Below are 25110 nucleotides of genomic sequence, written 5' to 3'. Positions count from 1 at the left end.
TTCGCGTACTCAAACGGCTTAAGCCATTTATAAACTGACGCCGGTAGAAATACCGACGCCAGTCTTCAGCTTGGATGTCTCAATGTCATTGACCCAGGCTCTGCTGCTCTTGACCTGATTTATTAAATTTCAGGAACAAAAAGACGCCAATCAATACCACGATAATCCCGGCCCAGAAAAACCAGATTTGAACGCCAAAACGGTCCACCACCGGCCCCGCCAAGGCGAGCCCGATCGGAGAGGATAAGAGTCCAATACTGGTTACGAAGGAGAGCACGCGTCCCAGCTTCTCTGGGTCATATGATTTTTGGATCATTGCCATATACGGCCCATTGAACAGAGGCGCTGCTGCTCCCATGAAGAAGGACAAGCCGACGAACGCCGCAAACGCGCTGCTCCCGATAAGCCCGCACAACACGCAGGTTACTCCAATAACAAACAAGCTTATACTCATATAGGTGGAGTCCCGCCATTTAGAAGCAAGCACGGACAACAACCCGCCGCCAAGAATCATTCCAGCACCAAATACCGCCTCAATCAAGCTCGCGCTGTAGCCGCCCCGGCCAAAATGAGACAGCGTCATCAAGGGAAACAGCATGGAGAGCGGCATGAACGCTACGCTAAAGACCGCCATGGCAATCGTAATGATGACAATCGGCTTAGCGGATAGAAAGGTCTTCCAGCCAAGAACAAATTCCTTTCCGAACGAAGGGGTCTCCACGACCTCCGGCTTTGGCTGATCAATGCGAACCATCAACAGCATGACGTTCGCGATCAGAGCTCCCAGAACATCCAGAAGCAGAACGGTTCCCAGGGAAGTTGCCGAGTATACTGCAATCCCGAGCGCAGGCCCAAGTATGCCCGAGGCGGAGAATACGAGCTGATGCCAGCCCGCCACCCGGGTTAATTGTTCCTCCGGTGCGATCAACGGGATGGCCGCCTGGAACGAAGGCGCATGGAAGGCAGAAGCTGCCGAGCGGATCAGCAATACCGCATACACCACCCATAAGCTGGGCTCTCCCCACAAGTAAAAGAGTCCCAGTACCAGACTGGATACCGCAATCACGGTGTCCGCAATCATCATGGTCAGCTTGCGGTTCCAGCGGTCAAGCCAGACGCCGATGAACGGACCTAACACCGCCTGCGGCAGGAATCCGGCCAGCCCGGCAATCATTAATACCGAAGCGGAGCCCGTAGCCTCCGTTAAATGCCAAATCACCGAAAATTGAACCATCGCAGACGTTAAAATCGAGAAAATCTGCCCGCTGAAGATCAGGGCGAACGTCCTCTTCCATTGCATATGCATAAGTGAAATCTCCTCTTCTTCTCTGGTAATAAAAATACAGACCCAAGCCCCCGATATGGACTTGAGTCTGCATCATTTACATGCCGGAACAGAGCCTAACCATGCATAGCAATACCCGCACGGACTACCCCCATGTTCTCCCACACGTAAAAATAAGCAACTCAAAAAAGCCCAACTCCGTGGAAAATTGTCTTCTTCTCGCTGATTATCTTAAACGCATGGAGTGTGTCATGGTATGCAGCCCTCCTCATAATAGATAGCCGTATATTATCATCCAGGGTTATCGCTGTCAATTGCCTTCCCTAAAGTAATCCAAAACGGCATCATAGCCTTTATTTATAACACTCCATTCTCCTGCTCCTGTATCACCTGTTCAATCCCTAGCAGAATCAGCTTCAAGCCAAACTCAAATGCCGCATCCGTCCCCATCAGCTCGTAGATCCCCTTCGAGAACATTCTCCGGAATAATCCGGCATCCGCCTCGCCCATCGATTCCAGCAGGCGAATCATCCCCTCACCCGGAAGCGCCTCTTCTCCGTGCTCCTTAACGATCATGGCAACATTGCGCTCATGCTGATACTTGTCCAGTACGAAATAGAAGACATAGTTCACAAGCGTGGTCACCACTTGCATCTTCTGCTCTTGTTCAAGCGGAGTCGACTCCACGCAGAGCAGCAGCCGGTTGGTAAACCGGATAATATCCGGCTCGTGAGGGAGCGTCATCATCATAAGCTGTGTGGAGCAAGGGTAACGGCTGAGCACATTTTTTACGGTTACTGCAAGCTCCGCCAGCTGCTCCTTCCAGTCGCCTTCAGCTTGGAACTCCTCCAGAATTATTTTGGATACTTGATTAGCCAAGCGCTGATAAAGATCCTGCTTGCTCTTAAAGTACCAGTACAGTGAAGGCGCCTGGATTCCAAGCCGGTCCGCCAGTCGCCTCAGGCTAAATTTCTCAAGACCCTCCTCGCCCAGAAGCTCCCATGAGGCCTCCAAAATCTTATCTTCCGATATTTGAGGTTGCTGCTTTTTCATGGTATGAACCACCTTTATCATTTATCTAACAGTGTAAGTTTTTTGTTTACAGGTCTGTAGAATCATGATATCATCTAACACTGTAAGATTCAATCTAACACCGTTAGATTACAAATTAGAGAAAGAAGGGATTCCTGTGGATGCAGAAAACCTCCATTACTTTGAAAAAGCACCGATAGCCAAAGCCGTATCTCATTTCGCTGTCCCGATGATGCTGGGCACGTCAATGAGTGTGATCTATTCCATCTTGAACGCCTATTTTCTTGGCACACTCAACAATACAGCCGTGTTAACCGCGCTGGCATTAACCTTGCCGTTATTCGCGATCATTATGGCCCTGGGCAATTTGATTGGGATCGGTAGCGGTACATTCATTTCCCGGTTGCTGGGGGAGAAAAATTATGAGGAGGTCAAGCATGTGTCTTCCTTTGCCTTCTATAGCAGCCTCGTTCTTGGTCTTATCGTTATGGCGGCCGGCCTCCCCTTAATTGATGCGATCGTCCATGGGTTGGGCGCCACGCCTGACTCCTTCGGATTCACGAAAGACTATGTCACCGTGATGCTTATCGGATCGCCGTTTGTTGTATTGTTCTTTACGTTGGAGAATATCGTACGCTCGGAAGGGGCTGCCATGACATCCATGGCCGGCATGATGCTCAGTGTGCTCGTGAATATCATTCTCGATGCATGGGTCATTTACGTCCTCCATGGGGGCGTGATTGGCGTGGCCTCGGCTACGGTCATTTCCAATATCCTTGCGAGTGTGTTCTTTGCCTGCCATATCGGCTATAAGAGCAAGTTCTTAACGGTATCTGCAAAATGGTTCAAGGCGAACAAGACTATTCTGAGTAATGTGTTCAAAATCGGGGTTCCTGTCTTTGTCATGAGTGTCTTCTTGGGCGCCATGTCTCTCATCTTAAATCACTATCTTATCGAATACGGGGATCAGGCTACTGCGGCTTACGGGATCTCGTCCCGTTTATTGCAGTTTCCCGAATTTATACTGATGGGCTTATGCGAAGGGATTGTGCCGCTGATTGCGTTCTCCTTTACAGCGAATAAACTGCGTTTGAAACAGACGATTAGCTTTACAATTAAAGCCATTTTGGGATTAGCCGTATCGTTCGGGGTCATCGTCTATTTCGTCTCCGACCATTTGATCGGACTGTTTACCACCGACCCGCAGTTGATTGAGATGGGCAGTTATATTCTTCATGTCACCTTCTTGTCCTTGTTCATTACGGGAATGACTACATTGTTCATAGGCATATTCCAGGCCACCGCTCAAGGAACTGCGGCATTCGTTATGTCCGTCATTCAAGGGATTACCTTGATCCCGGTGCTGTATATAGCGAATCGAATCAGCTGCTTCCATGGGGTCGTATGGTCGCTTGTCATTGCCGATGCGGTCGCGTTCCTTGTTGGAGCGGTCATGCTCTATGCGCTGCGAAGAAAATTGCAGCCTGACTTGGAGCTGCTGGCTCAATAAGGACAGCAACTCCAAGTCGTATACTAGCGCCCTTCCTCCAAGGCAAAATCAACAGCGGCCTCCGCATGAAGCCGGGTTGTATCATAGAGAGGAACCGAACAGATCTCTTGGGAGACGAGCATGGTTATCTCGGTGCACCCCAGTATTACACCCTCGGCTCCCTGCTGGCTAAGCTCATGGATGATCCTCAGGTAGGACTGTCTCGATTCATCCTTAACGATGCCAAGGCAGAGCTCCTGATAAATGATGTCATGGATGATCACTCGGTCTGCTTCGCTTGGGACTATAACATCCAGTCCGAACTTATCGATAAGCCGGCCTTTGTAGAAATCTTGTTCCATTGTAAAAGCTGTGCCCAGCAGAGCGACCTTCTTTACTCCATCCTTAACCATCTCGCTGGCTGTTGCGTCTGCAATATGGAGAAGCGGAATGGTAACCGACGCCTCCACTTCCTTTGCCATCTTGTGCATCGTATTGGTGCAGATGACGATACAATCCGCCCCGCCGGATTCAAGCTTGCGTGCAGCATCAATCATGATGTCTGTAGCTTCATCCCACTTGCCCTGATATTGGAGATGCTTGATCTCATCAAAATCCACCGAATACAGGAAGCATTTTGCGGAATGATGCCCGCCTAGCTTCTCATTGACGCGCTGGTTAATGATCTGGTAGTAAAGCAGCGATGACTCCCAGCTCATTCCGCCAATTAGACCGATTGTTTGCATAAAGCGCATCCTTTCAAGGGGATCTAATTTTAATTATACCAATAATTTAAGGAGGAGCCTCCGTTTCCCCCGACCTTTAATGAGATATTTTATAAAGAATGGTATTATTAAAACAAAGCAAGCCAAGGCCGTATTATCAAAATAAGTAGGCCCTTCTGATTAACAAATAATCAGAAGGGCCTACATCGCCTTTAAATATTTAAAAATACAAAGCCGGAATTATTCATTTTCCCGCAGCCGCTGCACTACGCTATCCCTTGAGATGCTTTTATGCACCTGAATTGGCAGTATGCAGGCTAACAGTAGCAGTATTGGGAAGCAGATGACAAGAGGCGCAAAGCTGAATTGATAGGTATATGCGGCGCTGCCCTGCGTTACAGCGTTGACAGCAAAGTAGCTGATCCCATAGCCAACCGTTACAAAGACAAGCAGCGCCATCGCCATATAGTATATGCTTTCCAGTACAAGCATCTTTTTGCCTTGTTTGGCGGTCATGCCCACGCTTTGGAGCATGGCAAGCTCCTGCTTGCGGGAAAAAATGTTGGTCATAGTGGTGTTGACGAAATTCAGTATACCGATCAGAAGAATCACAACGCACAGCGTAAAGCCAATGAGCGCAAACTGTTGGTTATCGGTTTTCATCTCCGCAATATAATCGGCGCGGGAACGAAAATCCACTTCGGGATTATCCACAAGCAGTGCCCCAATCTCTGTCTGGAGGCTGTCAACAGCGGCTTCATCCGCTATGACTGTGGCCGACATGATATCGGGGTTTGCAAGGCTTTCAAACTCGGAGGACGGGAGATAGACGGAAAAGCTGGGCATTGAGATAAAATGCGCTCCTAAAGAGTTGAGTGCGCTATAATCCACCTGACCCATAACCTCATAGCTGCGCTTTTCTCCATCTTTGTCCAAAGAGAATGTGACGGTATCCCCAACCTGAACCATGCCCTCCCCATCAAATCCAAGCAGCAGGTAATCACCGGACAAAAACTTCTCACGGTCAAAGTTTCCTTCGATCATGTTTTCCTCCAGCTTATCCAGCCAGTAGTTGTCAAAACCGTAGACCTGCGCATTTATAGAATCTCCGTAGGCGCTGAAATCCGTCTTTTCAATGATTTCATCGATTTCCTGTTCCGAGAGAGAGGGCTTTTCCGCTAAAATCCTTTTCCGCTGAGAATTGATTAAACCGCCCTTGATATTTCCCTCTATGGGAGCAAAGCCATTTGCATAATAGACTTTGGCAACCTCCTGTACGCCGCCAAGCTCCTTAATATCAGACAGCAAATCCTCGCCTAATGTATAGCTTGGAGTATAGGGCCTGGCAAAGCTAAAGTAATCCGTGTCAGCAATTAGAAAATCACCGTTAATATGACCTTGCAGAAACTTATTGACATCAAAGCTCCCCACTAAGGTGTAAACGACATTAAATAAAATCAGCCCAACAGACAGGGACGCGATGACCAGCGATGCCTTTTTTCTGCTGCGAAAGATGTTGGACCAAGCCATGCGGGATATTTTCGCCCCACCTCTGCCGCGCTTAGTTTTTTTTGCGGTGGAGGCGGCAAGACCCGTATACCGCACCGCTTCCACAGGGCTGACTCTGCCCGCCTTTTTCGCGGGGCCGTGACAGCTTATCAGCACCGTAACCAGAGCAAGTGCCGCTCCAAGCAGGAATATCCACGGATTTGGGGGAGTCGGCATATAGTCGATGCTGAGAAAACCGAGCAGAACGGGAATCAGCACAATGCCCAGCAGATAACCCAAGAACAAGCCCACAGGAATGCCAACTACACAGAGCAACAGCGCCTGAAAGTTGACGATGCGGCCAAGCTGCTTTTGCGTCGCCCCAATGGTTTTCAGCAGACCGTAAAATCGTACGTCGCGCATGACTGAAATATAAAAAATATTGTATATGAGAAGATAGCCACTTACTAAGATAATGGCGATGATCAATGCCATTGCCGCAACAATTCCACTGTCCGAGCCTGTTGCACTGTAAGCGCCGTTAAAGAGGACGCCCGCAGCCTCGGCGTCAATTCCGGTATCCTGCGTGATAGTATTAACATTATCTTCAAGCACAGACAGCTTTCCGTCTACATTGGCGGTCAGTTTGGTTACGCCGTAATAACCGCCGCCCAACCGTGTTTCCGCCGGATTCACACCCGCCAACAGCTTATCCGCCAGAGTGTCGGAGATATATAAGATTCCGTAGGGCTGGAGATTTAAGTCGCTGTCCCAAAACCCACAGACGGTAAAATCCATGCTGTAAGGAGTTCCAGCCACTTCAAAATCCAGATGTACGATCTGCCCCAATTCCCTCGGTAGGTTCATTGCGTCCAAAATCCAGCTTGTCAGGGCAATTTCATTTTCCGCTTCGGGCAACCGGCCTGTCGTCGGCCTGCTGAAAGTAAATTCGGCAAAATTCTCATCAGCCGTGTGAATTTCGCCCTGTGCTTGACGGAATACACCCTCGGTTGTCGTGGTAATCAGCCTTGACAGGCCGTACTCCTCAATCAGCGGATGCTCGGCCACACGCTGCGCTTCATCTTGGGTAAGGTATTGAAAATCTACCTCCGTACTGCGCCCGTAGGCGTGTATCTGCATTTGCTGCATACCGTCGGAGAGGCTGATGCCGATGGTGAACACCGCCGTAATTAGAACAGTGGTCAGCACAACCGCAATCAGCGCAAAGATATTCCGGCTTTTATTCGCCAGAAAGCTTTGTTTCGATAGCCTTCTTATGATAGCTCGATTGTTATTCCTCATACCGTCACCGCCCTTCCGTAGCGGCGATCCTGCCGTCCTCAATCCGAATCACTCGGTCGGCAAGCTGGGCAATCTGCTCGTTATGGGTAATCATCACCATAGTCTGATGGAATTTAGTCGAAGTCATTTTCAAAATCCCTAAAACATCCTGACTGGTTTTGCTGTCCAGATTTCCGGTTGGCTCGTCCGCAAGCAGAATAGACGGCTTTGTGGCCAGAGCGCGAGCGATGGCGACGCGCTGCTGCTGCCCGCCGGAAAGATTGTTCGGCAAATTGTTTTTCTTCTCCGATAAGCCCAGGGTGTCAATAATATTCTCCACAAAGCTTTCGTCCACGGCATTTCCGTCCAACTCAATCGGCAGAACAATGTTTTCATAAACATTCAGAATGGGCACAAGGTTATAATTCTGGAATACAAAGCCTACATTCCTGCGTCGAAAGATAGTAAGCTGTTCATCCGTCATTCCCGAAATATCCTTGCCGCCGACAATGACCTTGCCGCTTGTCGGCGTATCCAACCCTCCCAGCATATGCAGGAGCGTGCTTTTTCCTGAGCCTGACGTACCGACAACGGCGACAAATTCACCCTCCTGTATTGCCAAATCAACGCCGTCCAATGCCTTGACGGTGTTGGGGTCTTTTCCATAATATTTTTTTAAGGCTTCTGTTTTCAAAACCATGCTATATACCTCCTTGTCCTGATACTGTCATCATAAACCGCAATTCTTACAGGCTCCTAACAGAATTGAATTTATTTCTTACAGTTCTGTAAGAACATTGAGAATGTCGTATATTTCCCCGGCTTGGAATCTACGAGGATATAGCCGCCCTGTTTTTGAAATATCAGTGAAGCTAAATAAAGCCCTAATCCAGCCCCGTCAACACCTTTTGCGTTTTGCGCCCGATAAAACCGCTTGAAAATAGAGTTCCACTCGTCGGGAGCAATTCCAAAAGAGGACTGGATTAAGGTGGAAAATACCCATGAGCCAATCATCGACATGGATGCTTGGAACACCTGTCAGGAGATTGCCGCAAGAAACTACAAGCCCCGCCCCACCAAGGATAATGAAATCAGCCTGTTCGGCGGTTTGCTGAAATGCATGGATTGCGGCTTTGCCATGAGGTACACGCAGGAAACCCATAATTACCCCAAGAAAGGCTTTGTCAAATATGTTTCCTACCTCATCAAGTACATCGAAATCGGAGAACGCAAGGTAGTGGATGGGCAGAAGTGCCGGGATGTGGTGATTCACTATAATCTGGTGGATAAAGCAGGGTAAGCCCCATACCCTGCTTTATCCAAACACCACTAACGAGTGGTTTGGATACGGAACCAATCCAGCTCACTTTACGGAGGAGACACCCACGCTTCACAACATTCGCACCATTTTCCATGAAGGACTGCATATGGGAGCGATTCAAGCGTTAAAAAGGCGGATCGAGCTCGAAGCGGAATAACTCAGGTAAACGGGGGCTCCCAGAGCTTCTTTTTCCAACCGAGCGAGTTGCCGGTTACCTGCAAATGGTCATCGAGGATGATATCCATGCCGAAGGGAAGCTTCTCGCCATGCCGAAAACGGACATCCCGCAGCTCTACCTTGTAACCGGTCTGAAGCTTCTGGCATGAAACATGCACGCGATGCGCAAAGGCAAGGAAGCTGCGAACTCCGTCGCTGCCCATGACCGCTTGAACGACATCGTTCTGCTCTTCCTTTTGGAACAGGGTTTCTTCCTTAAGCAGGGAGCCGCGGATCGAACCGGCGATATAAGTCTGATCAGTTTCGTAAACATAGCCCCATCTGTGGGGCAGCAACCCGGGAATCAGGAAGGAATACCCGTCGACACCATAATGCCTTCGAATCGCTTGCTGCATCAGACGGTGAACAAGAATACGGTACCCGATAAAGAGAAAGGTTAGAACGTATACCAGAGGGAATACCACCTGTGCTTCCATGACTCCGAGCAGCCATAACAGCAAAGCAGCTAAATGAAGCCCGAACATGACCGGATCAAAAATCGGGATCGTGTCGGCATGGAACCATTTCCTTGAGATCGGCCGAAAGCATTGCACTCCATACGCATTGAAGAAATCGAGAAAGACATGAAACACAACCCCCGCCATGGTCCAGAGAAACAGCAGGAGCATATGATCCCAGGCCTGAAAGAGATACGCAATCAAGGGAGTAAGTAAGACCGGCCAACCAACCAGCATGGGCAAGGAATGGCTGAACCCCCGATGATGCAATAAATAGGACTCATAACCTCGTATACGAATGATACTATCGAAGTCCGGAGCATTCGAGCCGATAATCGCCGCCGCAAATAAGCCGTAAACCGCGGACGATGGGTCTCCGATTCCTGGATCGGATACGGCCATGGCCAATCTGCCTAATGTCACACCGAGAAGAAGATGGCTTCCGGTATCCATAACAATCACCTCATCATTTAATTTTGGCTCATGATCGTCTATTCAATCTATTGTTAATGGAACATCGGGTGCTATAGAAGGACGTCCCAGGGACATATAGTGCAAGCCATATCGTTTACAGTTCTCGGTCATTACCGCGATGTCTAACATATTCCTGGCATCAAAAATATATGGCGATCTCATTACCTGCCTCAGTCTGCCCCAATCCAAGCGGTTGAACTGATCCCAATCGGTTACAATAACCACGCAATCGCTCCCGTCAGCCGCCTCATACATGTCGGTGTCCACATCAACCTGCCGATCCGGCAAGCCGGCGACAACCGGGTCATATGCCCTGATACGCGCGCCCGCTTCTTGCAGCATCGAACTAATCCTGAGCGCAGGAGCTTCACGCGTATCATCGGTATTCGGCTTAAAGGCCAATCCGTAGATCGTAATCTGCTTATCCTCCAAAGATCCGAAGATGCCTTCCAGCCTTCTGCAAATAACCTGAACTCGCTGCCTGTTAATCGCCTCGGTTGCTTTCAGCAGCTCCATATCCAGATGCTCTTTGGCCGCTAACGCTATGAGCGCACGAAGATCCTTGGGAAAGCAAGACCCGCCATACCCCGCCCCGGCGCGCAGAAACTCGGAACCAATCCGACGGTCAAGGCCCATTCCTTCCGCAACCGCATCGACCGAAATCCCCAGTGCATCACATAAGTCCGACATCATGTTGGCATAAGATATTTTCATCGCTAAAAACGCATTGGATGCGCATTTGATTAACTCCGCTTCTCTTAATCCGCATTTGATGACGGGCGATTGAATGGCCGCGTAGATCTCCTCCAGCCGATGATGGGCTTCCGGACGGGAAGCGCCAAAAACGAGACGATCCGGAGCAAGAAAATCCCGGACAGCAGAGCCCTGCCGTAGAAATTCAGGATTATGGGCAACAGCAATGGATGCGGAGGCAGGAAACTGTTGATGCAGATAGGCTTCGATTTGTTCACAGGTTCCTGCAGGAACCGTACTTTTAATAATCAAGAGTGTGTCTCTATGCAGCATCGGGGCAATCGAACGTACGACCGACCACAAGGCGGAAAGATCGACTTCGCCGGATTCGGATGAAGGAGTGCCTAGGGTCAAAAAGACAGCGTCGCTTACAGGCACGGATGCAGAGACATCTGTCGAGTAATCCAGCCGTCCCTGAAGCTCCACGTCACGGATCATAGACTCAAGCCCCGGCTCCCAGAGCGGCATGACACCGGATTTTAGCAGCTTGATTTTCTCTTCATTCACATCCACACATACTGCTTGATGTCCAAGATAAGCCAAGGATGCTCCCGTAACCAACCCGACGTACCCCGTGCCGATGACTGTAATTCTCAAGCGGATTCACCCTCCTCCCGCAGCTGCCCGTTTCTTGTTGCTTCCGGATTTTGCTCTGTCTTTACAATCTGCTGGCAGCGGGTGTATATCGGCCCCATGGCTTTTTCCCAAGTACGGGCTTGCGCTTGTTCCCTTGCCTCCGTACCGAATCTCTGCCATTTGTCCGGTTCGTCGAACCAGTCAGACAGTGCGGCAAGAAAGCTCTCTACATTCCCCGCTTGAGCGTGCAAGCCGGTTCTTTCATGCTGAACAATCTCGGTTACGCCTCCTCTGTCGGCTACTATAGCAGGGAGACCGGAGGCGGCCGCCTCCAACACAACGTTGCCGAAGGTTTCTGAAGCGGAGGGAAAGACGAATACATCAGAGGATGCATACAAAGCAGCAAGCTCTTCCCCGCTCCGATAGCCGGTAAAGGTGACATTCTGCGGAGCCTCCCTGCGGCCTTGCTCCATCATCGGGCCATCGCCGACGACAAGCCAATGCACTTGACTGCTTATGCGCTCCGGCAACCGATGCATTAATTGAAGCAGTACATCCAGGTCTTTCTCCGGAGCCAGTCGGCCAACGTATAGCAGAAGATATTGCTCCTTGATGCCGTAAAGCTCGCGGACAAGGCCGGAACGCTTGGCGGGGGTGTACTTGTTGCAGTCAATCCCTCGCGACCACAGCTCTAGATTACTTAATCCATTGGATTGCAATAGTTGAATCGTCTCCTGTGAAGGGGCGAAAATAGAGCGGCAATGCCGGTGGAACCATTTCATATAGGACCAATACCAGGAATGCGCGAACGGAAACCAGTAAGACTCGAGATACTGATCGAAATGGGTGTGATACGAGGCAACGATGGGAATTTGGAGCTTTTGAGCGGCAGACATACCGGCGAGGCCTACGCTAAATGGGGTGGCAATATGAACAATATCTGGTTTGAATAGAGAAAGCTCCTGGCGGATACGCAGCAAATTTGGAATAGCGAATCGATACCCCGGATAAGCCCAAAACGGGATGCTAGCCAGCTGGAACACCAGATCCTCATAGACGGGCTCCGGTTCCGTCGGAACGAACAGCTTGCATTCATCCCCTCGGACGGACAGGTACTCGGTCCAACGCTTCAGGGTTAGCGCGACGCCATTGACCTGAGGGACAAACGTGTCTGAAAAAACAGCTATCCTCATTTAGCCACTCCCTTTCTCAATACCTATCCCCAAAGTAACACGCCATCATAATCGCTGATTCATCGCAAAGTAATCTCTGTGAAAATTCGGGGGAGGATTTTTTAGTAATTTGTCTAATAAGGACTACATATCGGAACGATTCAAGCTCTCAAGAGACAACTTCTCGTAAAGGAATGATTTTGATGAAAAAGCTTCTGGCAGGAATTTTCACTGTTTTGATTTTCTCCATTACCCCATTACCTACACACGCGGCAGACATACAAATAAAAGTGGATGGTGTTACGATTCCCTCCGATGTGAAGCCCGAAATGAAGAACAATCGAACCATGGTCCCGCTGCGAGTGATCAGTGAGAATTTGGGAGCCAGGGTCAACTGGTCCGATTCACAAATCGTGCTCACTAAAGGAGATGTAAAGGTAAGCTTGCGGCTGAATAGCACTACAGCAATGAAAAATGGAAACAGCGTGCCGCTTGATGCCAAGCCTTATCTAAAGCATAATCGCACGATGGTTCCACTTCGTTTTATTGCAGAGATGTTTGAGTCCAATGTCAGCTACAGCAACTTTGTCGTAACTGTCGAGACAAAGCCCCTGGTCATTGATGGGATAGAAGTGAAAGCCTTGCAAGAGGAACACCATATGATACTGGGCGGCATTGTGAATCAAATCCATGGGAATGGCTACAATGAAGCAATATATAACATTTTTGTAGAAAACAAAGGAGAGAAGGTCGAAGAACCTTCTAATTACTCCTGGAATAGTAGTCACCTCTCACCTGGCGATTATTATAAAGGTGGACAATATGACTTTTTAGACCAGGATGGAAACACCATACAACGTTTTGACATTTATACTTTAGTTGATTCGTCTGATGAGGACCAGGACCCTGATGTTTTGATTCATGATCCAAATGTAGACCAATGGTATCAGTTTAGTGACACAGCGAAACTAGATATTCTCCGGTTAAGCGACACCGCCTCAATGAACGGCTTCCTGACAGAGATCAGCAATGACGTTCCATAAAGGGCACAACTGCTTAAATTGAAGTTACCTTCAAACAATGAAAAGGGGCTTTCCCAAAGGTTAATTACCTGGAGGGGCCCTTTTTGATTGCTGAGGGTTAGCTCAAAAAATGGCTTTGGCGAGATCCTTCACTTGAGCGGAGTTGGTTGATTAGGGCGTGTCTGAAACTCTTAATAGGGACACAGTCTACCGTAGTGAATTTATTTCCATTACATTCGCCATTTGACGCTCAAACCCCATTTTAGTGAAAAATCTTCGCTTACATTTCCAATAATGATCGATTTTCCTGCTTCATCCCAATCTAAGGTCAAAAATTTCACTAGAGGTGCTCTAGGCCGATTTTTCTGAAATTTAGTGTCCTTTTGTTCACTGCAGCTACCTATACACTCGGCGTGGATCGCGGTCAGGTAAAGATTGGATGTTGGCACCTAAAAACGCAGTCAACGTCAAAAACCAAGGAACGAAGTCAGAATAGACCGCTTCAGTTCCTTGGGTTGTTTCAATTGTCATCCTATTTTACTGTTGATCAGCCAACCACTTGGTGCCTTCCTCTTGGGCTTTTTTCATCGCCTCGGCTGCACTTAGCTCTCCTAACATTACACGCTCCACATTCTCTGACAGGATGTAGCGCGGTTGACCGGAGCGGTATGGATAACGCGGTGTCCACAGCTGGCTCATGGACTTCAGGATAATATCCATCTGTCCAATCTCCTTCACGGAAGACCAGTTCTCGGCTGCCTTGATCACCGGCATACTCTGTGAACGCTGTTCCTCCCACATATACTGCTGGAAGAACTCACTGCCGCTGAATTTCAGCCATTCCCAGGCCAGGTCCTTATTACTGCTGGATGCTCCGATCGAGAAAGGACTTCCGGCGAACATGCCGCCCATTCCTGTTGTCTGATTCTTAAATAGTAAAGCTGCCTGGTAGCGATCCTCCAGCCCGAGGTTAGCCAGCGAATTGATGAAGCCCGGAGTTTGACGCAAGTTGATCGCAATGTTGTTCTTCTCCGTCAAGAAATTTTCGGCGCCTTGTCCAGCCATGGTTCCCTCTGGAGCATACTTGAGTGCTTCTTTCAGCAAATCGGTCGCTTGCACCATGGTCTCGCTGTCGAATTCCAGCTTCATGTCCTTCCACAGGAACCCGGTGCCCCACTGTCCGCCCAGGGATTCATTAATATTCATGACCGTATCGGCTGCGTCCCCGCCCTTGAAGGTCAGACCGTAGTTCTGTTCGCCTGTCTTGGGGTTTTTGCCTGTCATCTTGGAGGCCTTCTCCAAAACCTCCTCAATCGTCGGAGATTCGGACAGGTATTCTACACCCCAATCATCGAACAGCTGACGGTCGTATACAATGACCCGCGAATCACCGATAAAAGGCAGGCCATAGACCTGCAGGTCCTGATCACTCGGTCCCATGGCCTTCCAGCCCTCTACCTGTCCGTTCAGGTAAATGCCCAGATCAAAGCTGTCTTTATCGATATAGGGCTGCAACGGCTCAAGCAAGCCTTGTTCTACGAACGTCGTAATCCCCGGCACTTGATATACATCAGCTGCCCCTGATTGAAGCATCGTTTGTGTCTTCTCGTTGTAGTTATCCCAGCCCATCAAAATGAATTCGACCTCGGTGTCAGGATACTGCTTCTCGAACTCATCCTTCAGTACCTTTACACCCTTAGAAGTTTGGCCGGAGACGGGATCGGTCTTGTCTTCCAGCGAGAAGTCGCCCACAAGCTGCACCTTCAATTTTCCAGTCGGCTTATCATTCGTCTCCGTTGCTGCATTACTGGTGCTTTCCGTTGGTGCCGGCTGATTGTTGCTCTTCGCCGCCCCGTTAGAATTACCATTTGTTCCGCATGCGCTTAGAATCATAGTGGACGCCAGCAGCGTTCCTATCAACTTCAAGGTCAATTTATTAAACATGATTAGCTCTCCCAACTCCATTATATTTTTTAAAAATTGCCGCTTACCTGCTTACCAGTCCCGCCTCTTTAAGTACCCCGCAACCTCCGGCTATCACTCTCCCTTCAAGCCGCTGAGGGCAATACTGCGAATAATGTATTTTTGTAAAAATAGAAACACTAGGATGATCGGCAGAATGCTCATTGCCGCTGTAGCCATCGTTACCCCCATCAATCGGGTGCCATTCTCTGATGAGAAGCTGGACAGAAATAACGGTACGGTCTTCATATCCTGATCGTTAATGACAACGAGCGGCCACAGGAAGGAATTCCAGCTGTCCTGGAAGGCCAGGATGGCCAGTGTCGCTGTAATAGGCCCCGTCAGAGGGGCAAAGATACGGAAGAAGATCGTGAACTCATTGGCCCCATCAATCTTGGCTGACTCACGCAGTCCTTCGGGAAGACGATCAAAATACTGCTTCACCAGCACAATGCCAAGCGCATTAATGATCGCCGGAAAGATCAGCGGATATTTGGTATTAATCATTCCGAGGTCATTGAACATACTGAACATCGGAATCAGTCTGGCCTCGAAAGGAATCATCATAGTAGCCAGAACTGCAAAGAATAAGAGCTTCTTCCCCCGAAATTCCCCTTTGGAGAAGGCATACCCGGCCAGCAGCGCAGAAGACACGCTAAGCAGGACACTGAATAGTGCAATGATTGACGAATTGGCATAGGTCTTGAACAGAGCCCCATTCTCGAATACAAGCTTATAGTTGAATAGGGAGAATTGCTCGGGAATGAGCCGCGGCGGAAACGGAACGGCTATATTGCTGGTCCTCTCCAGGCTGACGCTGATCATCCAGAGGAAGGGGTACACCATCAGCACACCCAGTCCAAGCAGGAGCAGGAACAACAATCCGCCCAACAGTTTCCCTTTTCCGGTTGCACTCAACATGTTATAAATCCCACCTTATATCTTCATCTTCGTGACTTTGGTATTGATGTAAGTGAAAACCAGAATAAAGAAGAACAGAATATAGGACGCCGCAGAGGCCAGACCATATTCATGACCACCGAACCCTCTTTCGAAAATAAACCCGACAACCGTATGCAAGGAGCGTGCCGGACTTCCCTGCAAGCCGCCAAGCATATAAGCATCCGAGAACCGCTGCAAGCCGCCAATCCAGCCAATGATGAACAAGACCGTCAGACTTCCGACCATATTCGGCAGGGTGATGTACAGCCACTGCTTGAAGCCTGATGCCCCGTCTATGGAAGCCGCTTCGTAGTAATCGCTTGATATCGCCTGCAGATTGGCCAGGTTAATAATGATGACGAACCCCAGCCAATGCCAGACTGAGAGAATGATCGCCCCCCACTTGGCCGAGAGCGGCTGCGACAGCCAGACTACCTTCTCGAAGCCCAACAATTGCGCCGCATAGTTGAGCGGTCCATCCGGATGGAGAAGCGCCAGAAAGACAGTGGCAGCTGCAACAATAGAAGTGACGTTGGGCAGATAGAACAACACCTTAAAGAAGTTGGAGCCGCGACGTAAATTGTTGATCAGGCAAGCAATGATGAACCCGATCGGAATGGCAATCAGAAGCTGGAAGACCGTAATGTAGAGCGTGTTGTACACCGAATACCAGAAGGTGCCGGACTCCAGTACGCTCATGTAATTCTCCAGCCCAACGTACCGCTCGTCAGCCCCCTTGGTGAAGCTAAGCCTCAGCGACTCCGCCAGCGGGTAGATCATGAACACCGCAATACCAAGCAAGGTGGGCAGAAGAAACAGATACCAGGCAAGCACAGGCTGCCTCCGGATCCTTTTATTGCGTTTACGCGGCAGGCTTTGATCCAAGGCGCCGAGCGTTGTAGCTTTTGACATGTGGTTGGACAAGGGAACCATCCTCCTTGCTGTTCATTTCGAAAATTAATCATCTTAGAGATTGTTCAAAAAGTTAACGCTAACCCGCTTCAACATCGGACTGCAATTCCGAGTATCTGTACTTGGGATCGAGGGCGGACAAACGAATTTCCCGCCACTTCTCTGATTTCCAGCGCCGAAGCATGAGACAGGCTCTAATCCATTCATCTATAATAAAGGCCAGCCAAATGCCGTATATCCCATAACCCCATACGATTCCGAACAAGTACGCCGCAGGAACGCTTACTCCCCACATCATGATAAGGCCCAGCATGACAGGATATTTTACTTCACCGCTAGCATTCAGCGAAGCGATCATAATGACATTGCAGGCGCGGGCGGACTCCAGCAGGACGGACAGCAGGATCAGATTGGAAGACATGTTAATAACATGGCTGTCCGCTGTAAACAAACCCAGCAGCGGCTTGGACAACAGATACAGGAGCAGATTGACAGAGCAGCTGATGAGAAGCCCTATTCTAAGATGTCGAAGCCCGACGGTTTTCGCCGATTCCGGTTTTCCGGCTCCAATCAGATGGCCAATGATGATCGAGGTCGCTTGACCGATAGAGACCGATATCAGAAAGATATATCCGGTAAGCGTCTGTGTGTAGATCTTGGTGTTGATGGCCGTAGTCCCAAGGAGCGTCACGATCATCATAATGACTACCTGGGAAGCAGAATAGGAGAGATTCTCCCCGGCAGAGGGAATGCCTAGCTTGAAGATTTCTCTCACATCAGCAAGCCGGAACAAGAGCCCCTTACCACGGAATAAGGCTTGACCCATCGCACGAATCAACAGCACCACCGCCAACGCCACGCCAAGCAGCTTGCTTCCAAAGGTCACCCACGCCACACCCTCGACCCCATAGGAAGGCAGGCCGAAGGGTTCGAATAGCACCAGATAATTGCCCAGCGTATTGAGAGAAACCATCGTGAAGGATAGCAAGAGCATCCGTTTGACCATGCCATTCATGCGCAGGGTCATTTCCGCAGTCATAATAAAGGCCGTGGCAATAGAGGCTAGTCCTGTAACCGATAGATACACCGTACCGTACTGCATTAACTCCTTCGGCAAAGAGATGGCATGAAGAATCGGTTCAGGGAACAAAAACAATACGATGCTGGCTATACCTCCGAGCAGCAAATTCGCTATAATGGCCGTCCGGGCAACAACGGCCGCCTCAGCCCGCTTCCCCGAGCCGTTCAATTGACTCATAATGATTCCGGCCCCTACGGTAGCGAATCCAAACAGCAAATTGACGGTTGTGAGCAATTGCGAGACCGTCCCTACCGCGGCAACGGCAAGATCAGAATATTGGCTAAGCATCAAAGTATCGATGGTGAGGATGACCGTCTGCACGAGCTGGCTCAGAAACAGCGGTCCGGCCAAACCCAGCAGGGTCAGAGGGGCAGGACTGCTTGGCCCTGGGTGCTGCATTTCGCCCTCTCTCTTGCAGTTATTCTTCATGCTGCTGCTCATTTGCAAAATAAACCGCATTGGTGCAGGCTATGGTGGTCAGGATTCCGTTGATGGTGCCGAACAGCCGGACACGCAGCCACCGCAGTCCTGCGGTTGTCAGGGGAATCGGCAACCCGTCGCACTTGATCGCCGGTACTTTTGCCAGCTCCCCCAGATTCGAATCGATGATGATCAGGCTGCCTCCCTCCGCTCCCCAAGGACGCTCTGGCCGGGGTGAGCCCGTAATCTTCACCGTCAGCTCGGCTTCTGGCTGAGCCTCCCTGACAGGCAAAGGAACCACGCTCCCAAGCCCGTACCGATCAGCTCCCAGGTTGAGACTGACCTCCAGAAGCGGCCCCATGCTCAGGCAAAGCCGTCCCTGCCGGATTGCCGCAATAAGATCGGTTAATGAATGCGGCAAGGGTGCATCAGGCAGGCCGATATACGTGTAAGCGGCCAGAGGGTCGGCCGGATCCGATCTATGCCAATCCCGGCCGGCTGTAGCGGATATCCGGTACCCTTGGTTCAACAGCTCGGTCCATTGTCTGAAGGCCGGCGCATTATGATTCTTCATGGAAGGCATCGTCTCATGCCATACCTCCATATAGTCAATCTGATTCCAGTCGCTGACGGTGTAATCCCAATGACAGCCTGTACAGATCGGACTGCCGAAGCTGTAGGGATGGGCAATGCCCACGATGCCCCCCTGCTCATGGACGCGGGCGATGCCCTTATGAATATCACCCGGCCCAAGATCTCTCCACTCGCAATAAGGAGCGCCAAGGGTCAGCATATGTCCGTAGAAGGTCGTCCATTCCATGCCGGGAATAATGGCAATGCCTGTCTGTCTGCTGACGGCTTCGGCATCCGCCAGTCCCGATACGGTGTTGTGGTCTGTGAGAGCGATGCCTTCAAGCCCAAGCTCTGCGGCTGCCCGGCACATCTCTAGCAGGGAATGCGTCCCGTCGCTATGGGGCGTATGGGTATGAAGCTCGAATGGAAGCCATCTCATTGATCCGTCCCCCTTACCAACAATTCGTAGCGGCAATCGGGTGTAACCACACAATGCACACTGATGGTTACCTTCCATACTCCGGAGGGAACGTCCCCGGCGATGAATCCGGGAGAGGTCTTGCTGCCATCGGGGCAGATCATATGCCGCTGCTCCGGAGCATGCCGGTGCGCCGAGCCGCGAAAGCCCAAGGGGCTGTCCAGAGACAGGGTCAGCAAATTCTGCAAGGGATAATAATTCTCCCACTGCTTCTTATACAGCTCCGCCCATGCCGGATCGGAGTAGTTCTCGATAGCTTCTAAAATAAGCGGCTTGGATGCCTCTCTGTCTAAAAATTGCTTGGGCGCATACCTGAAGTCGATCTCCAGTGATGACAAGGCATGCTCCAAATGAAACTGGTAAGTAATATGGGTTTTGGAGCTAAGCGGAGTAAGCTTCCCCTCCACCGCGATAATGTCTTTAGGCATGGGTCTGTACCTCTTTCTCGCTGTATTCATCGATATGGTATCGATACCTGAACAACACTAGCATAATCATTGCTTGTTAAATAAACTCCTGATTTTTAGCCGATTTATGTTAAATCTAGCCGCTTGATAGGTTCGGGATGAACAGACAGAAAAAACAGGCCCGTCAACTTAGACAGACCTGCTTAAGGATTGGTTCATATTATATTCTTCTACAGCTTGCCCGCTCCATGATCCGATGCGGCAGGTAAATTTCCTTGCAGCATGGCTGCCCCCGATCTTCAATCAAGTTATGCAGATATTCAAGCGAAGTCCGTCCAAGCTCGCGGGCAGGCTGATGCATGGAGGTAAGCATCGGTCGGACTGCTTTGGCGATCAGACTATCGTCAAAGCCCATGATCGATATATCCTCGGGAATACGGAGTCCATAATCAAGGATGCAGTTCATGGCCCCTACGGCCATATCATCGCTGGCGGCAAATACAACTGTAGGCCGCTCTCCTGCTCCTTGCTCCAGAATCTCCTTCATCCTTATTCGTCCGCTCTCCTGCTTATAGTTGCCGAACTTGACGAAGTCAGGATTTAGCGGAATACCGGCTTTGCTCAAGGCATCCAGATAACCCTGATAGCGGCTTTGCCCTGAAGTTACATCCTCCAGATCCCCGCCCAGGAAGGCAATTCGGCGATGACCGAGGCCAATAAGATAATCGGTGGCATCCGATGCCGCCTGATAGTCATTAATCAGCACAGAGAACCTGTCCGGCAGCGGGGAACGGACACAAGAGAACAGGATGGGCATAGACGCGCTTTCTATAAAAGAAAGAATACGTTCGTCCGTCTTTTGATGCATGATGATAATTCCGTCTACCCGCATTTCCTGCACGGCTTGCAGATACTTCAATTCCTTATCCAGATTCTCCGCAATATTGCAGACGATCAGATTATAGCCATATTCGCTGGCGCTTTCCTCGATGCTGCTTAATATCGTTGAACAGAAATAATTCGTGAAATCGGGAACAATGACCCCAATGGTATTGGTCTTCTGTTTTTTTAAACTGCGGGCAATCTGGCTTGGAGAGTAGTTCAGCTCCTTGATCGCCTGGTTCACCTTATCCAGGATACGTTGGCTAATATATTTTTCTCCATTCAGCACTCTGGATACACTAGTAACAGAGACCCCCGCCCGCTCAGCTACATCTTTAATTCTTGCGCCCATCTGTAATCACTCCTTAACAAAGGCAATGCGGATAAAACTTAAGGATTTTACATTACCCATTATACAGACAGTTGCGTATCGAAGTGTAAAGCCAGTGTTATATCTTACCGATTACTAACCGAGTCTACTAGTTTTTGTGATCTGTGCTAGGCGCACAAAAAAAGGAGGGGCCGATGCACCGATCGGCCTCTCCTTTTATATGGCGTATATAATTGCTAGATAGCAAGCTCTCCGTCTTCGGCTGCCTTCAGAAATGCGTCGATGGGCAAAAGTCCATCTTCCTGTATCGGTCTAGGCCGCACACTTACATATCCGTCCTCTGATTCGATAGCCTCCGTATCAATAAGAGACTTTACTACGGAAAGTCCCCATAACAGGGACGGATCCTGGATCTCATGGGTCTGTACCATCTGTTTGATGTTGTACACATCCTCATATCCCATGAAGGATAATACAATTACATATTGTACCTGATGATGATGATTCGATACTATAAAAACCCTTCGATATCCATGAGGCACATGACAAACCGGTTGCCATCTTACAACAAGCGAGTTTTTAGACACGTCCAATTTTTACACGGAAGTTTTCCGGTCCTTGCTCAAGGTATTCCCAAGTGAACTTATTCGGCCGTTCAATTTGAAATTGGAAATAGAGCGGCTTCGGATCATGATCATTGATCAACAGCATATCTTCTCCTGGATTCAATGTATCAAAGGTTTCAAAAATAACCTTATGCTTAATTTGCGGCGGGTACTCGGGTGCAACGACTGTAGCTTTGAAATTTTCCATTGTTCATTCCTCCTGAAAAGTCTTATTTTTCACAATGTTCGTGATAAAGTGTTGAGATTACACCGAAGAAGGCATAATAAAATGGTTCTGGCGCAACTAATCTGAAATGGCCGACCTCATCACAAGAAAAGTTAAGTGCCTTTTCCAATAAACGATAGGTTGAGTAGGCATAGAAGCAAAAGTACTTGTACTCGAATTTTGGCATTTTGTCATAGATGACGGCAATTTCTTCTTTATATTGATCAATGTTTTTTACAGCTTCCTTAACGATCGTCTCAATATCCTCAATGCCCGCCTCGAGCAGCAGTTCATTTTTTTCTATGCGGATATTTGCCACTTATATCACCTCCAACTTGTTTTCTGTCTATAATTCTAACGGACGTATCTATATCGTTTGTGCTTGCCGTCACATTTCATAAATACATAAAAAAAGAATCAGCTTTAAGCTGACTCTAACGCCCTGCCGATCACTGCCTGCCCCCGACTCCTCCATATTGTAGGCGATGAATCTGTCTCATAATTCTGGAAATATTTCCACGGTTGGCATAAGCTAATAAAGCTATTGTTGCCAAAGAATATTGCTGATATAGTATAGAATCAATTGAAGGAACTGTTACGTGACATCTCAGGGAAAGCGCGCAATTACAGGGCTTTTTTTAATAAAAGAAGGGGCGGGGAGCCACATGACCGAACTGCAAGCGACAAGGGCCGTATTAACGAAAGAAGACCTGGTCCGTGCTTTTAGAGAATGCGGATTAAGGGAAGGGCAGCATATATTTGTCCATACGTCTTTAAGTAAATTAGGCTTTGTAGTAGGCGGAGCCGAAACCTTAATTCAATCCCTTCTCGAAATTGTTGGTGAAGAAGGGACTTTGATGATGCCCTCCCAAACCTGGAAGAATCTTGACCCTTCCACAGGAGTACATGGCGATGTGCCCATGGAATGGTGGCCGATCATTCGGGAGAACTGGCCGCCCTACGATAAGGAAATAACTCCCGCGATCGGCATGGGCGTCGTTGCTGAAGTGTTCCGCAAGTGGCCGGGAGCCAAAAGATCCGATCATCCGGCTCGGTCGATCGCCGCAGTGGGTAAGCATGCGGAATATTTGACGCAGAACCATGATTTGTGCAACATTTTCGGGAAGGACTCCCCGCTTGATAAGTTGTATCGACTGCACGGGCACGTCCTCCTGATCGGCGTCGGCTATGATAAAAACACTTCGCTGCACTTGGCTGAAACTATAGCTGGTTTTCCTTCCAAGAAGTTTGTCCATGAAAGCAGTGCAATTATGGAGAACGGAACGCGCAAGTGGGTAACCTATGAAACCCAAGCTGTGGACGATGAAGACTTTATCCGCCTGGGAGAAGAATATGATAAAGAAATGAACATCAAGATTCATAAAGTCGGAAACGCCGAAGTCCGGTTTCTGGACCAACCGCAGTTGGTGGACTGGGCAGCTGCTTGGATGGAGAAAAACAGAGGTTAGGATTGCCTTCTGGAAGGCCCTTTGTGCATATATTGCTAGATAGCAAGCTCTCCGTCTTCGGCAGCCTTCAAAAATGCGTCGCTGACAAACGGGAAGTAAAAATTATTTTTTCCTAACCGGTATCCATATCTCCCCTGCTTCATACCCGGCCATTCCATAGTACATTTCGAAGCTGGGGCCTTCTACCTGCTCGTATTCGGATGTCGGAAACCATTCGGAATAGATCCGATCCCACAGCTTTTGCAAATCACATTGCGGTTCCGGGAAGATAGCCCATGTTAATGCCGGGACAGAGAGCTTTGTAAATCTCTCCGGAATTTCAAGCCCCTTGGGCAGATGATAACAAATCATGTATTTGAAGGATTCCCCATTGTCATCATATAAGGCAGCGTGCAGCAGGGTGTCGCCAAACCGTCCCAGCAATTCGTTCATTAGATCCACACTGCCGTCATCATCACACTTTTTACGAAACTCCGGAACTTCAGCAAATGCGGTCTGTCTGTTTGAATTCATAAGGCCATACACTCCAAACATCTCAAAAGGCCCTCTTTGTTCTATCCGATAATTCATTTCGACATCTCCCTTTATTGAAATATGAAAGGACATTCGAGGATAGGCCTTAAGAGAAACCCCTTTATCGCGCGCCGATATGGGTATGATCCCATGAAGATTCTTAAACGCCCGTGAGAATGCCTCTGGCGAATCATATCCATATTTCATAGCCATATCAATAACCTTGGCATCTGTCGTCTGCAGTTCAAAAGCTGCCAAAGTCAACCGCCGGCGCCGAATGTACTCGGATAACGATACTCCTGTAATGAACGGAAACATCCTTTGAAAATGATAAGTAGAGCAACAGGCGATCCGGGCAATTTGATCATATGAGATATTGTCCGCCAGATTTGTCTCGATATATTCCATGGCGTTATTCATCCTGTCCAACCAATCCATCGTGTTCCCTCCCTTCAACATCAACTTTATGGCAGATAGGAAATGAATGCCGTGCAGTTTCTGCACGAAAAAGTCAGATGGGCGGCATTACTTGTGAAACGGTTCAGCATTCTTTTCAAACCCATAATCCCGTTCGACTTTACAAATTCTCGTTTTGTATTCGAGATACCAATCCGACTTCCCCTGCTGCTGAGCGATCAAATGTCGTTCGTTCTGTTTCCAATTCTTTATAGCTTCGAGCGACTCCCAATAGGAGACCGTAATCCCCAAGCCTTCCCGGGCGCTTTCTACTCCTAAAAACCCAGGCTGGGAATATGCGAGTTTCTCCATTTCTTCTGCCATTTCTGCATATCCTTGATCCCCATCCGTTCTTTCGGAGGTAAAAATAACGGCATAATAAGGGGGTTCCGGTGTACGTGCTATTCCGTTCATTAGTCATTCACTCCAGACATATATAAACTTCAAGATACTTGATGAGGTGCATTTCGAACCTCCCGATATCTTTGAGAACGATCATGTCTATCACTCCAATACAAAGTCCTGTGAAAAGTAAAAAAGGTTAGGATATCGTTTCGCAAC

General features: G+C 49.0%; 25 protein-coding genes. 4 read left to right on the top strand and 21 right to left on the bottom strand.

All coding sequences use genetic code 11. From position 1 onward, the window contains the following. Positions 1 to 85: 85 nt before the first annotated feature. Together KI362_RS20960 and KI362_RS20955 are read right to left on the bottom strand one after the other, a co-directional pair. On the bottom strand, positions 86 to 1300 hold the full coding sequence (locus tag KI362_RS20960) for an MFS transporter (RefSeq protein ID WP_301630191.1): 1215 nt from the start codon (positions 1298 to 1300) through the stop codon (positions 86 to 88). 342 nt (positions 1301 to 1642) lie between these two features. After that, the gene (locus KI362_RS20955) at positions 1643 to 2338 is read right to left on the bottom strand and encodes a TetR/AcrR family transcriptional regulator (RefSeq protein ID WP_301630189.1); all 696 of its coding nucleotides are present in this window, start codon (positions 2336 to 2338) and stop codon (positions 1643 to 1645) included. A 136-nt stretch (positions 2339 to 2474) separates the two neighbouring features. On the opposite strand from KI362_RS20955, the gene KI362_RS20950 reads away from it, so the two are divergent. Further along, the gene (locus KI362_RS20950; protein ID WP_301630187.1) at positions 2475 to 3827 is read left to right on the top strand and encodes an MATE family efflux transporter; all 1353 of its coding nucleotides are present in this window, start codon (positions 2475 to 2477) and stop codon (positions 3825 to 3827) included. A 23-nt stretch (positions 3828 to 3850) separates the two neighbouring features. On the opposite strand, the gene KI362_RS20945 is transcribed toward KI362_RS20950, so the two are convergent. From KI362_RS20945 to KI362_RS25590, 4 genes are all read right to left on the bottom strand, one after another. Continuing rightward, entirely contained in the window at positions 3851 to 4552 is a 702-nt protein-coding gene (locus KI362_RS20945; protein WP_301630186.1) for an aspartate/glutamate racemase family protein, read from the bottom strand. 219 nt (positions 4553 to 4771) lie between these two features. After that, positions 4772 to 7321 carry an ABC transporter permease gene (locus KI362_RS20940; RefSeq protein ID WP_301630183.1) on the bottom strand — a complete coding sequence of 850 codons (2550 nt, stop codon included), beginning with the start codon at positions 7319 to 7321 and terminating at the stop codon, positions 4772 to 4774. Positions 7322 to 7325: 4 nt separating this feature from the next. Next, entirely contained in the window at positions 7326 to 8000 is a 675-nt protein-coding gene (locus tag KI362_RS20935; protein ID WP_301630181.1) for an ABC transporter ATP-binding protein, read from the bottom strand. 71 nt (positions 8001 to 8071) lie between these two features. Then, a complete protein-coding gene (locus KI362_RS25590; protein ID WP_374705692.1) occupies positions 8072 to 8314 on the bottom strand; it encodes a sensor histidine kinase in 243 nt (80 codons plus the stop codon). On the opposite strand from KI362_RS25590, the gene KI362_RS20930 reads away from it, so the two are divergent. Continuing rightward, positions 8235 to 8600 carry a recombinase family protein gene (locus KI362_RS20930; protein WP_283248942.1) on the top strand — a complete coding sequence of 122 codons (366 nt, stop codon included), beginning with the start codon at positions 8235 to 8237 and terminating at the stop codon, positions 8598 to 8600. The genes KI362_RS25590 and KI362_RS20930 overlap by 80 nt on opposite strands. Positions 8601 to 8779: 179 nt before the next feature. On the opposite strand, the gene KI362_RS20925 is transcribed toward KI362_RS20930, so the two are convergent. The 3 genes from KI362_RS20925 to KI362_RS20915 are packed head-to-tail and all read right to left on the bottom strand — an operon-like array spanning position 8780 to position 12291. Further along, positions 8780 to 9748 (bottom strand): metal-dependent hydrolase, encoded by a 969-nt coding sequence (locus KI362_RS20925; protein ID WP_301630178.1) that lies wholly within the window; start codon positions 9746 to 9748, stop codon positions 8780 to 8782. Between the two features lie 42 nt (positions 9749 to 9790). Beyond that, positions 9791 to 11119: a UDP-glucose dehydrogenase family protein gene (locus KI362_RS20920; protein ID WP_301630176.1), complete on the bottom strand. Its 1329-nt coding sequence runs from the start codon at positions 11117 to 11119 to the stop codon at positions 9791 to 9793. Beyond that, complete coding sequence (locus tag KI362_RS20915) at positions 11116 to 12291, bottom strand: glycosyltransferase family 4 protein (protein WP_301630174.1); 1176 nt, start codon at positions 12289 to 12291, stop codon at positions 11116 to 11118. The genes KI362_RS20920 and KI362_RS20915 overlap by 4 nt, the downstream gene beginning before the upstream one ends. A gap of 182 nt (positions 12292 to 12473) precedes the next feature. On the opposite strand from KI362_RS20915, the gene KI362_RS20910 reads away from it, so the two are divergent. Continuing rightward, positions 12474 to 13313: a copper amine oxidase N-terminal domain-containing protein gene (locus KI362_RS20910; RefSeq protein ID WP_301630172.1), complete on the top strand. Its 840-nt coding sequence runs from the start codon at positions 12474 to 12476 to the stop codon at positions 13311 to 13313. A 516-nt stretch (positions 13314 to 13829) separates the two neighbouring features. Here the strand turns inward: KI362_RS20910 and KI362_RS20905 are convergent. The 10 genes from KI362_RS20905 to KI362_RS20860 all read right to left on the bottom strand — a co-directional run bounded on the left by KI362_RS20905 (position 13830) and on the right by KI362_RS20860 (position 22430). Next, positions 13830 to 15236, bottom strand: coding sequence for an extracellular solute-binding protein (locus KI362_RS20905; RefSeq protein WP_301630169.1), 1407 nt, complete (start codon positions 15234 to 15236; stop codon positions 13830 to 13832). A gap of 93 nt (positions 15237 to 15329) precedes the next feature. Then, positions 15330 to 16175 (bottom strand): carbohydrate ABC transporter permease, encoded by an 846-nt coding sequence (locus KI362_RS20900; protein WP_301630168.1) that lies wholly within the window; start codon positions 16173 to 16175, stop codon positions 15330 to 15332. 15 nt (positions 16176 to 16190) lie between these two features. Beyond that, positions 16191 to 17108 carry a carbohydrate ABC transporter permease gene (locus KI362_RS20895; RefSeq protein ID WP_301630166.1) on the bottom strand — a complete coding sequence of 306 codons (918 nt, stop codon included), beginning with the start codon at positions 17106 to 17108 and terminating at the stop codon, positions 16191 to 16193. Between the two features lie 79 nt (positions 17109 to 17187). Next, positions 17188 to 18618: an MATE family efflux transporter gene (locus KI362_RS20890; protein ID WP_301630163.1), complete on the bottom strand. Its 1431-nt coding sequence runs from the start codon at positions 18616 to 18618 to the stop codon at positions 17188 to 17190. After that, positions 18608 to 19621, bottom strand: coding sequence for a CehA/McbA family metallohydrolase (locus KI362_RS20885; RefSeq protein ID WP_301630161.1), 1014 nt, complete (start codon positions 19619 to 19621; stop codon positions 18608 to 18610). Before KI362_RS20885 ends, KI362_RS20890 begins: the two co-directional genes overlap by 11 nt. Beyond that, on the bottom strand, positions 19618 to 20088 hold the full coding sequence (locus KI362_RS20880) for a hypothetical protein (protein WP_301630159.1): 471 nt from the start codon (positions 20086 to 20088) through the stop codon (positions 19618 to 19620). Before KI362_RS20880 ends, KI362_RS20885 begins: the two co-directional genes overlap by 4 nt. 199 nt (positions 20089 to 20287) lie before the next feature. Continuing rightward, entirely contained in the window at positions 20288 to 21301 is a 1014-nt protein-coding gene (locus KI362_RS20875) for a LacI family DNA-binding transcriptional regulator (RefSeq protein WP_301630157.1), read from the bottom strand. Between the two features lie 215 nt (positions 21302 to 21516). Then, entirely contained in the window at positions 21517 to 21729 is a 213-nt protein-coding gene (locus tag KI362_RS20870) for a hypothetical protein (RefSeq protein WP_301630155.1), read from the bottom strand. A gap of 130 nt (positions 21730 to 21859) precedes the next feature. After that, positions 21860 to 22093, bottom strand: coding sequence for a DUF2249 domain-containing protein (locus KI362_RS20865; protein WP_301630153.1), 234 nt, complete (start codon positions 22091 to 22093; stop codon positions 21860 to 21862). 22 nt (positions 22094 to 22115) lie between these two features. Further along, positions 22116 to 22430, bottom strand: a complete 315-nt coding sequence (locus tag KI362_RS20860; protein WP_301630151.1) for a hypothetical protein — start codon at positions 22428 to 22430, stop codon at positions 22116 to 22118. Between the two features lie 346 nt (positions 22431 to 22776). On the opposite strand from KI362_RS20860, the gene KI362_RS20855 reads away from it, so the two are divergent. Then, positions 22777 to 23580: an aminoglycoside N(3)-acetyltransferase gene (locus KI362_RS20855; protein ID WP_301630149.1), complete on the top strand. Its 804-nt coding sequence runs from the start codon at positions 22777 to 22779 to the stop codon at positions 23578 to 23580. A 102-nt stretch (positions 23581 to 23682) separates the two neighbouring features. Here KI362_RS20855 and KI362_RS20850 read toward each other — a convergent pair whose 3' ends face one another. Together KI362_RS20850 and KI362_RS20845 are read right to left on the bottom strand one after the other, a co-directional pair. Beyond that, positions 23683 to 24531, bottom strand: a complete 849-nt coding sequence (locus KI362_RS20850) for an AraC family transcriptional regulator (RefSeq protein WP_301630147.1) — start codon at positions 24529 to 24531, stop codon at positions 23683 to 23685. 87 nt (positions 24532 to 24618) lie between these two features. After that, positions 24619 to 24963, bottom strand: a complete 345-nt coding sequence (locus KI362_RS20845) for an antibiotic biosynthesis monooxygenase family protein (RefSeq protein ID WP_301630146.1) — start codon at positions 24961 to 24963, stop codon at positions 24619 to 24621. Positions 24964 to 25110 lie beyond the last annotated feature (147 nt).

This window comes from Paenibacillus apis, assembly GCF_018333295.1.
Classification (GTDB): domain Bacteria; phylum Bacillota; class Bacilli; order Paenibacillales; family Paenibacillaceae; genus Fontibacillus; species Fontibacillus antibioticophila.
The sequence above is the reverse complement of the archived record's forward strand: the minus strand, read 5'-3'. Positions and strand labels throughout refer to the sequence as shown.

Bases quoted from the DNA above. Each gene is read 5' to 3' on its own strand.
- KI362_RS20960 (WP_301630191.1), bottom strand. From the start codon at position 1,300: ATGCAATGGAAGAGGACGTTCGCCCTGATCTTCAGCGGGCAGATTTTC.
- KI362_RS20955 (WP_301630189.1), bottom strand. From the start codon at position 2,338: ATGAAAAAGCAGCAACCTCAAATATCGGAAGATAAGATTTTGGAGGCC.
- KI362_RS20945 (WP_301630186.1), bottom strand. From the start codon at position 4,552: ATGCAAACAATCGGTCTAATTGGCGGAATGAGCTGGGAGTCATCGCTG.
- KI362_RS20940 (WP_301630183.1), bottom strand. From the start codon at position 7,321: ATGAGGAATAACAATCGAGCTATCATAAGAAGGCTATCGAAACAAAGC.
- KI362_RS20935 (WP_301630181.1), bottom strand. From the start codon at position 8,000: ATGGTTTTGAAAACAGAAGCCTTAAAAAAATATTATGGAAAAGACCCC.
- KI362_RS25590 (WP_374705692.1), bottom strand. From the start codon at position 8,314: ATGATTGGCTCATGGGTATTTTCCACCTTAATCCAGTCCTCTTTTGGA.
- KI362_RS20925 (WP_301630178.1), bottom strand. From the start codon at position 9,748: ATGGATACCGGAAGCCATCTTCTTCTCGGTGTGACATTAGGCAGATTG.
- KI362_RS20915 (WP_301630174.1), bottom strand. From the start codon at position 12,291: ATGAGGATAGCTGTTTTTTCAGACACGTTTGTCCCTCAGGTCAATGGC.
- KI362_RS20910 (WP_301630172.1), top strand. From the start codon at position 12,474: ATGAAAAAGCTTCTGGCAGGAATTTTCACTGTTTTGATTTTCTCCATT.
- KI362_RS20905 (WP_301630169.1), bottom strand. From the start codon at position 15,236: ATGTTTAATAAATTGACCTTGAAGTTGATAGGAACGCTGCTGGCGTCC.
- KI362_RS20900 (WP_301630168.1), bottom strand. From the start codon at position 16,175: ATGTTGAGTGCAACCGGAAAAGGGAAACTGTTGGGCGGATTGTTGTTC.
- KI362_RS20895 (WP_301630166.1), bottom strand. From the start codon at position 17,108: ATGTCAAAAGCTACAACGCTCGGCGCCTTGGATCAAAGCCTGCCGCGT.
- KI362_RS20890 (WP_301630163.1), bottom strand. From the start codon at position 18,618: ATGAAGAATAACTGCAAGAGAGAGGGCGAAATGCAGCACCCAGGGCCA.
- KI362_RS20885 (WP_301630161.1), bottom strand. From the start codon at position 19,621: ATGAGATGGCTTCCATTCGAGCTTCATACCCATACGCCCCATAGCGAC.
- KI362_RS20880 (WP_301630159.1), bottom strand. From the start codon at position 20,088: ATGCCTAAAGACATTATCGCGGTGGAGGGGAAGCTTACTCCGCTTAGC.
- KI362_RS20875 (WP_301630157.1), bottom strand. From the start codon at position 21,301: ATGGGCGCAAGAATTAAAGATGTAGCTGAGCGGGCGGGGGTCTCTGTT.
- KI362_RS20865 (WP_301630153.1), bottom strand. From the start codon at position 22,093: ATGGAAAATTTCAAAGCTACAGTCGTTGCACCCGAGTACCCGCCGCAA.
- KI362_RS20855 (WP_301630149.1), top strand. From the start codon at position 22,777: ATGACCGAACTGCAAGCGACAAGGGCCGTATTAACGAAAGAAGACCTG.
- KI362_RS20850 (WP_301630147.1), bottom strand. From the start codon at position 24,531: ATGGATTGGTTGGACAGGATGAATAACGCCATGGAATATATCGAGACA.
- KI362_RS20845 (WP_301630146.1), bottom strand. From the start codon at position 24,963: ATGAACGGAATAGCACGTACACCGGAACCCCCTTATTATGCCGTTATT.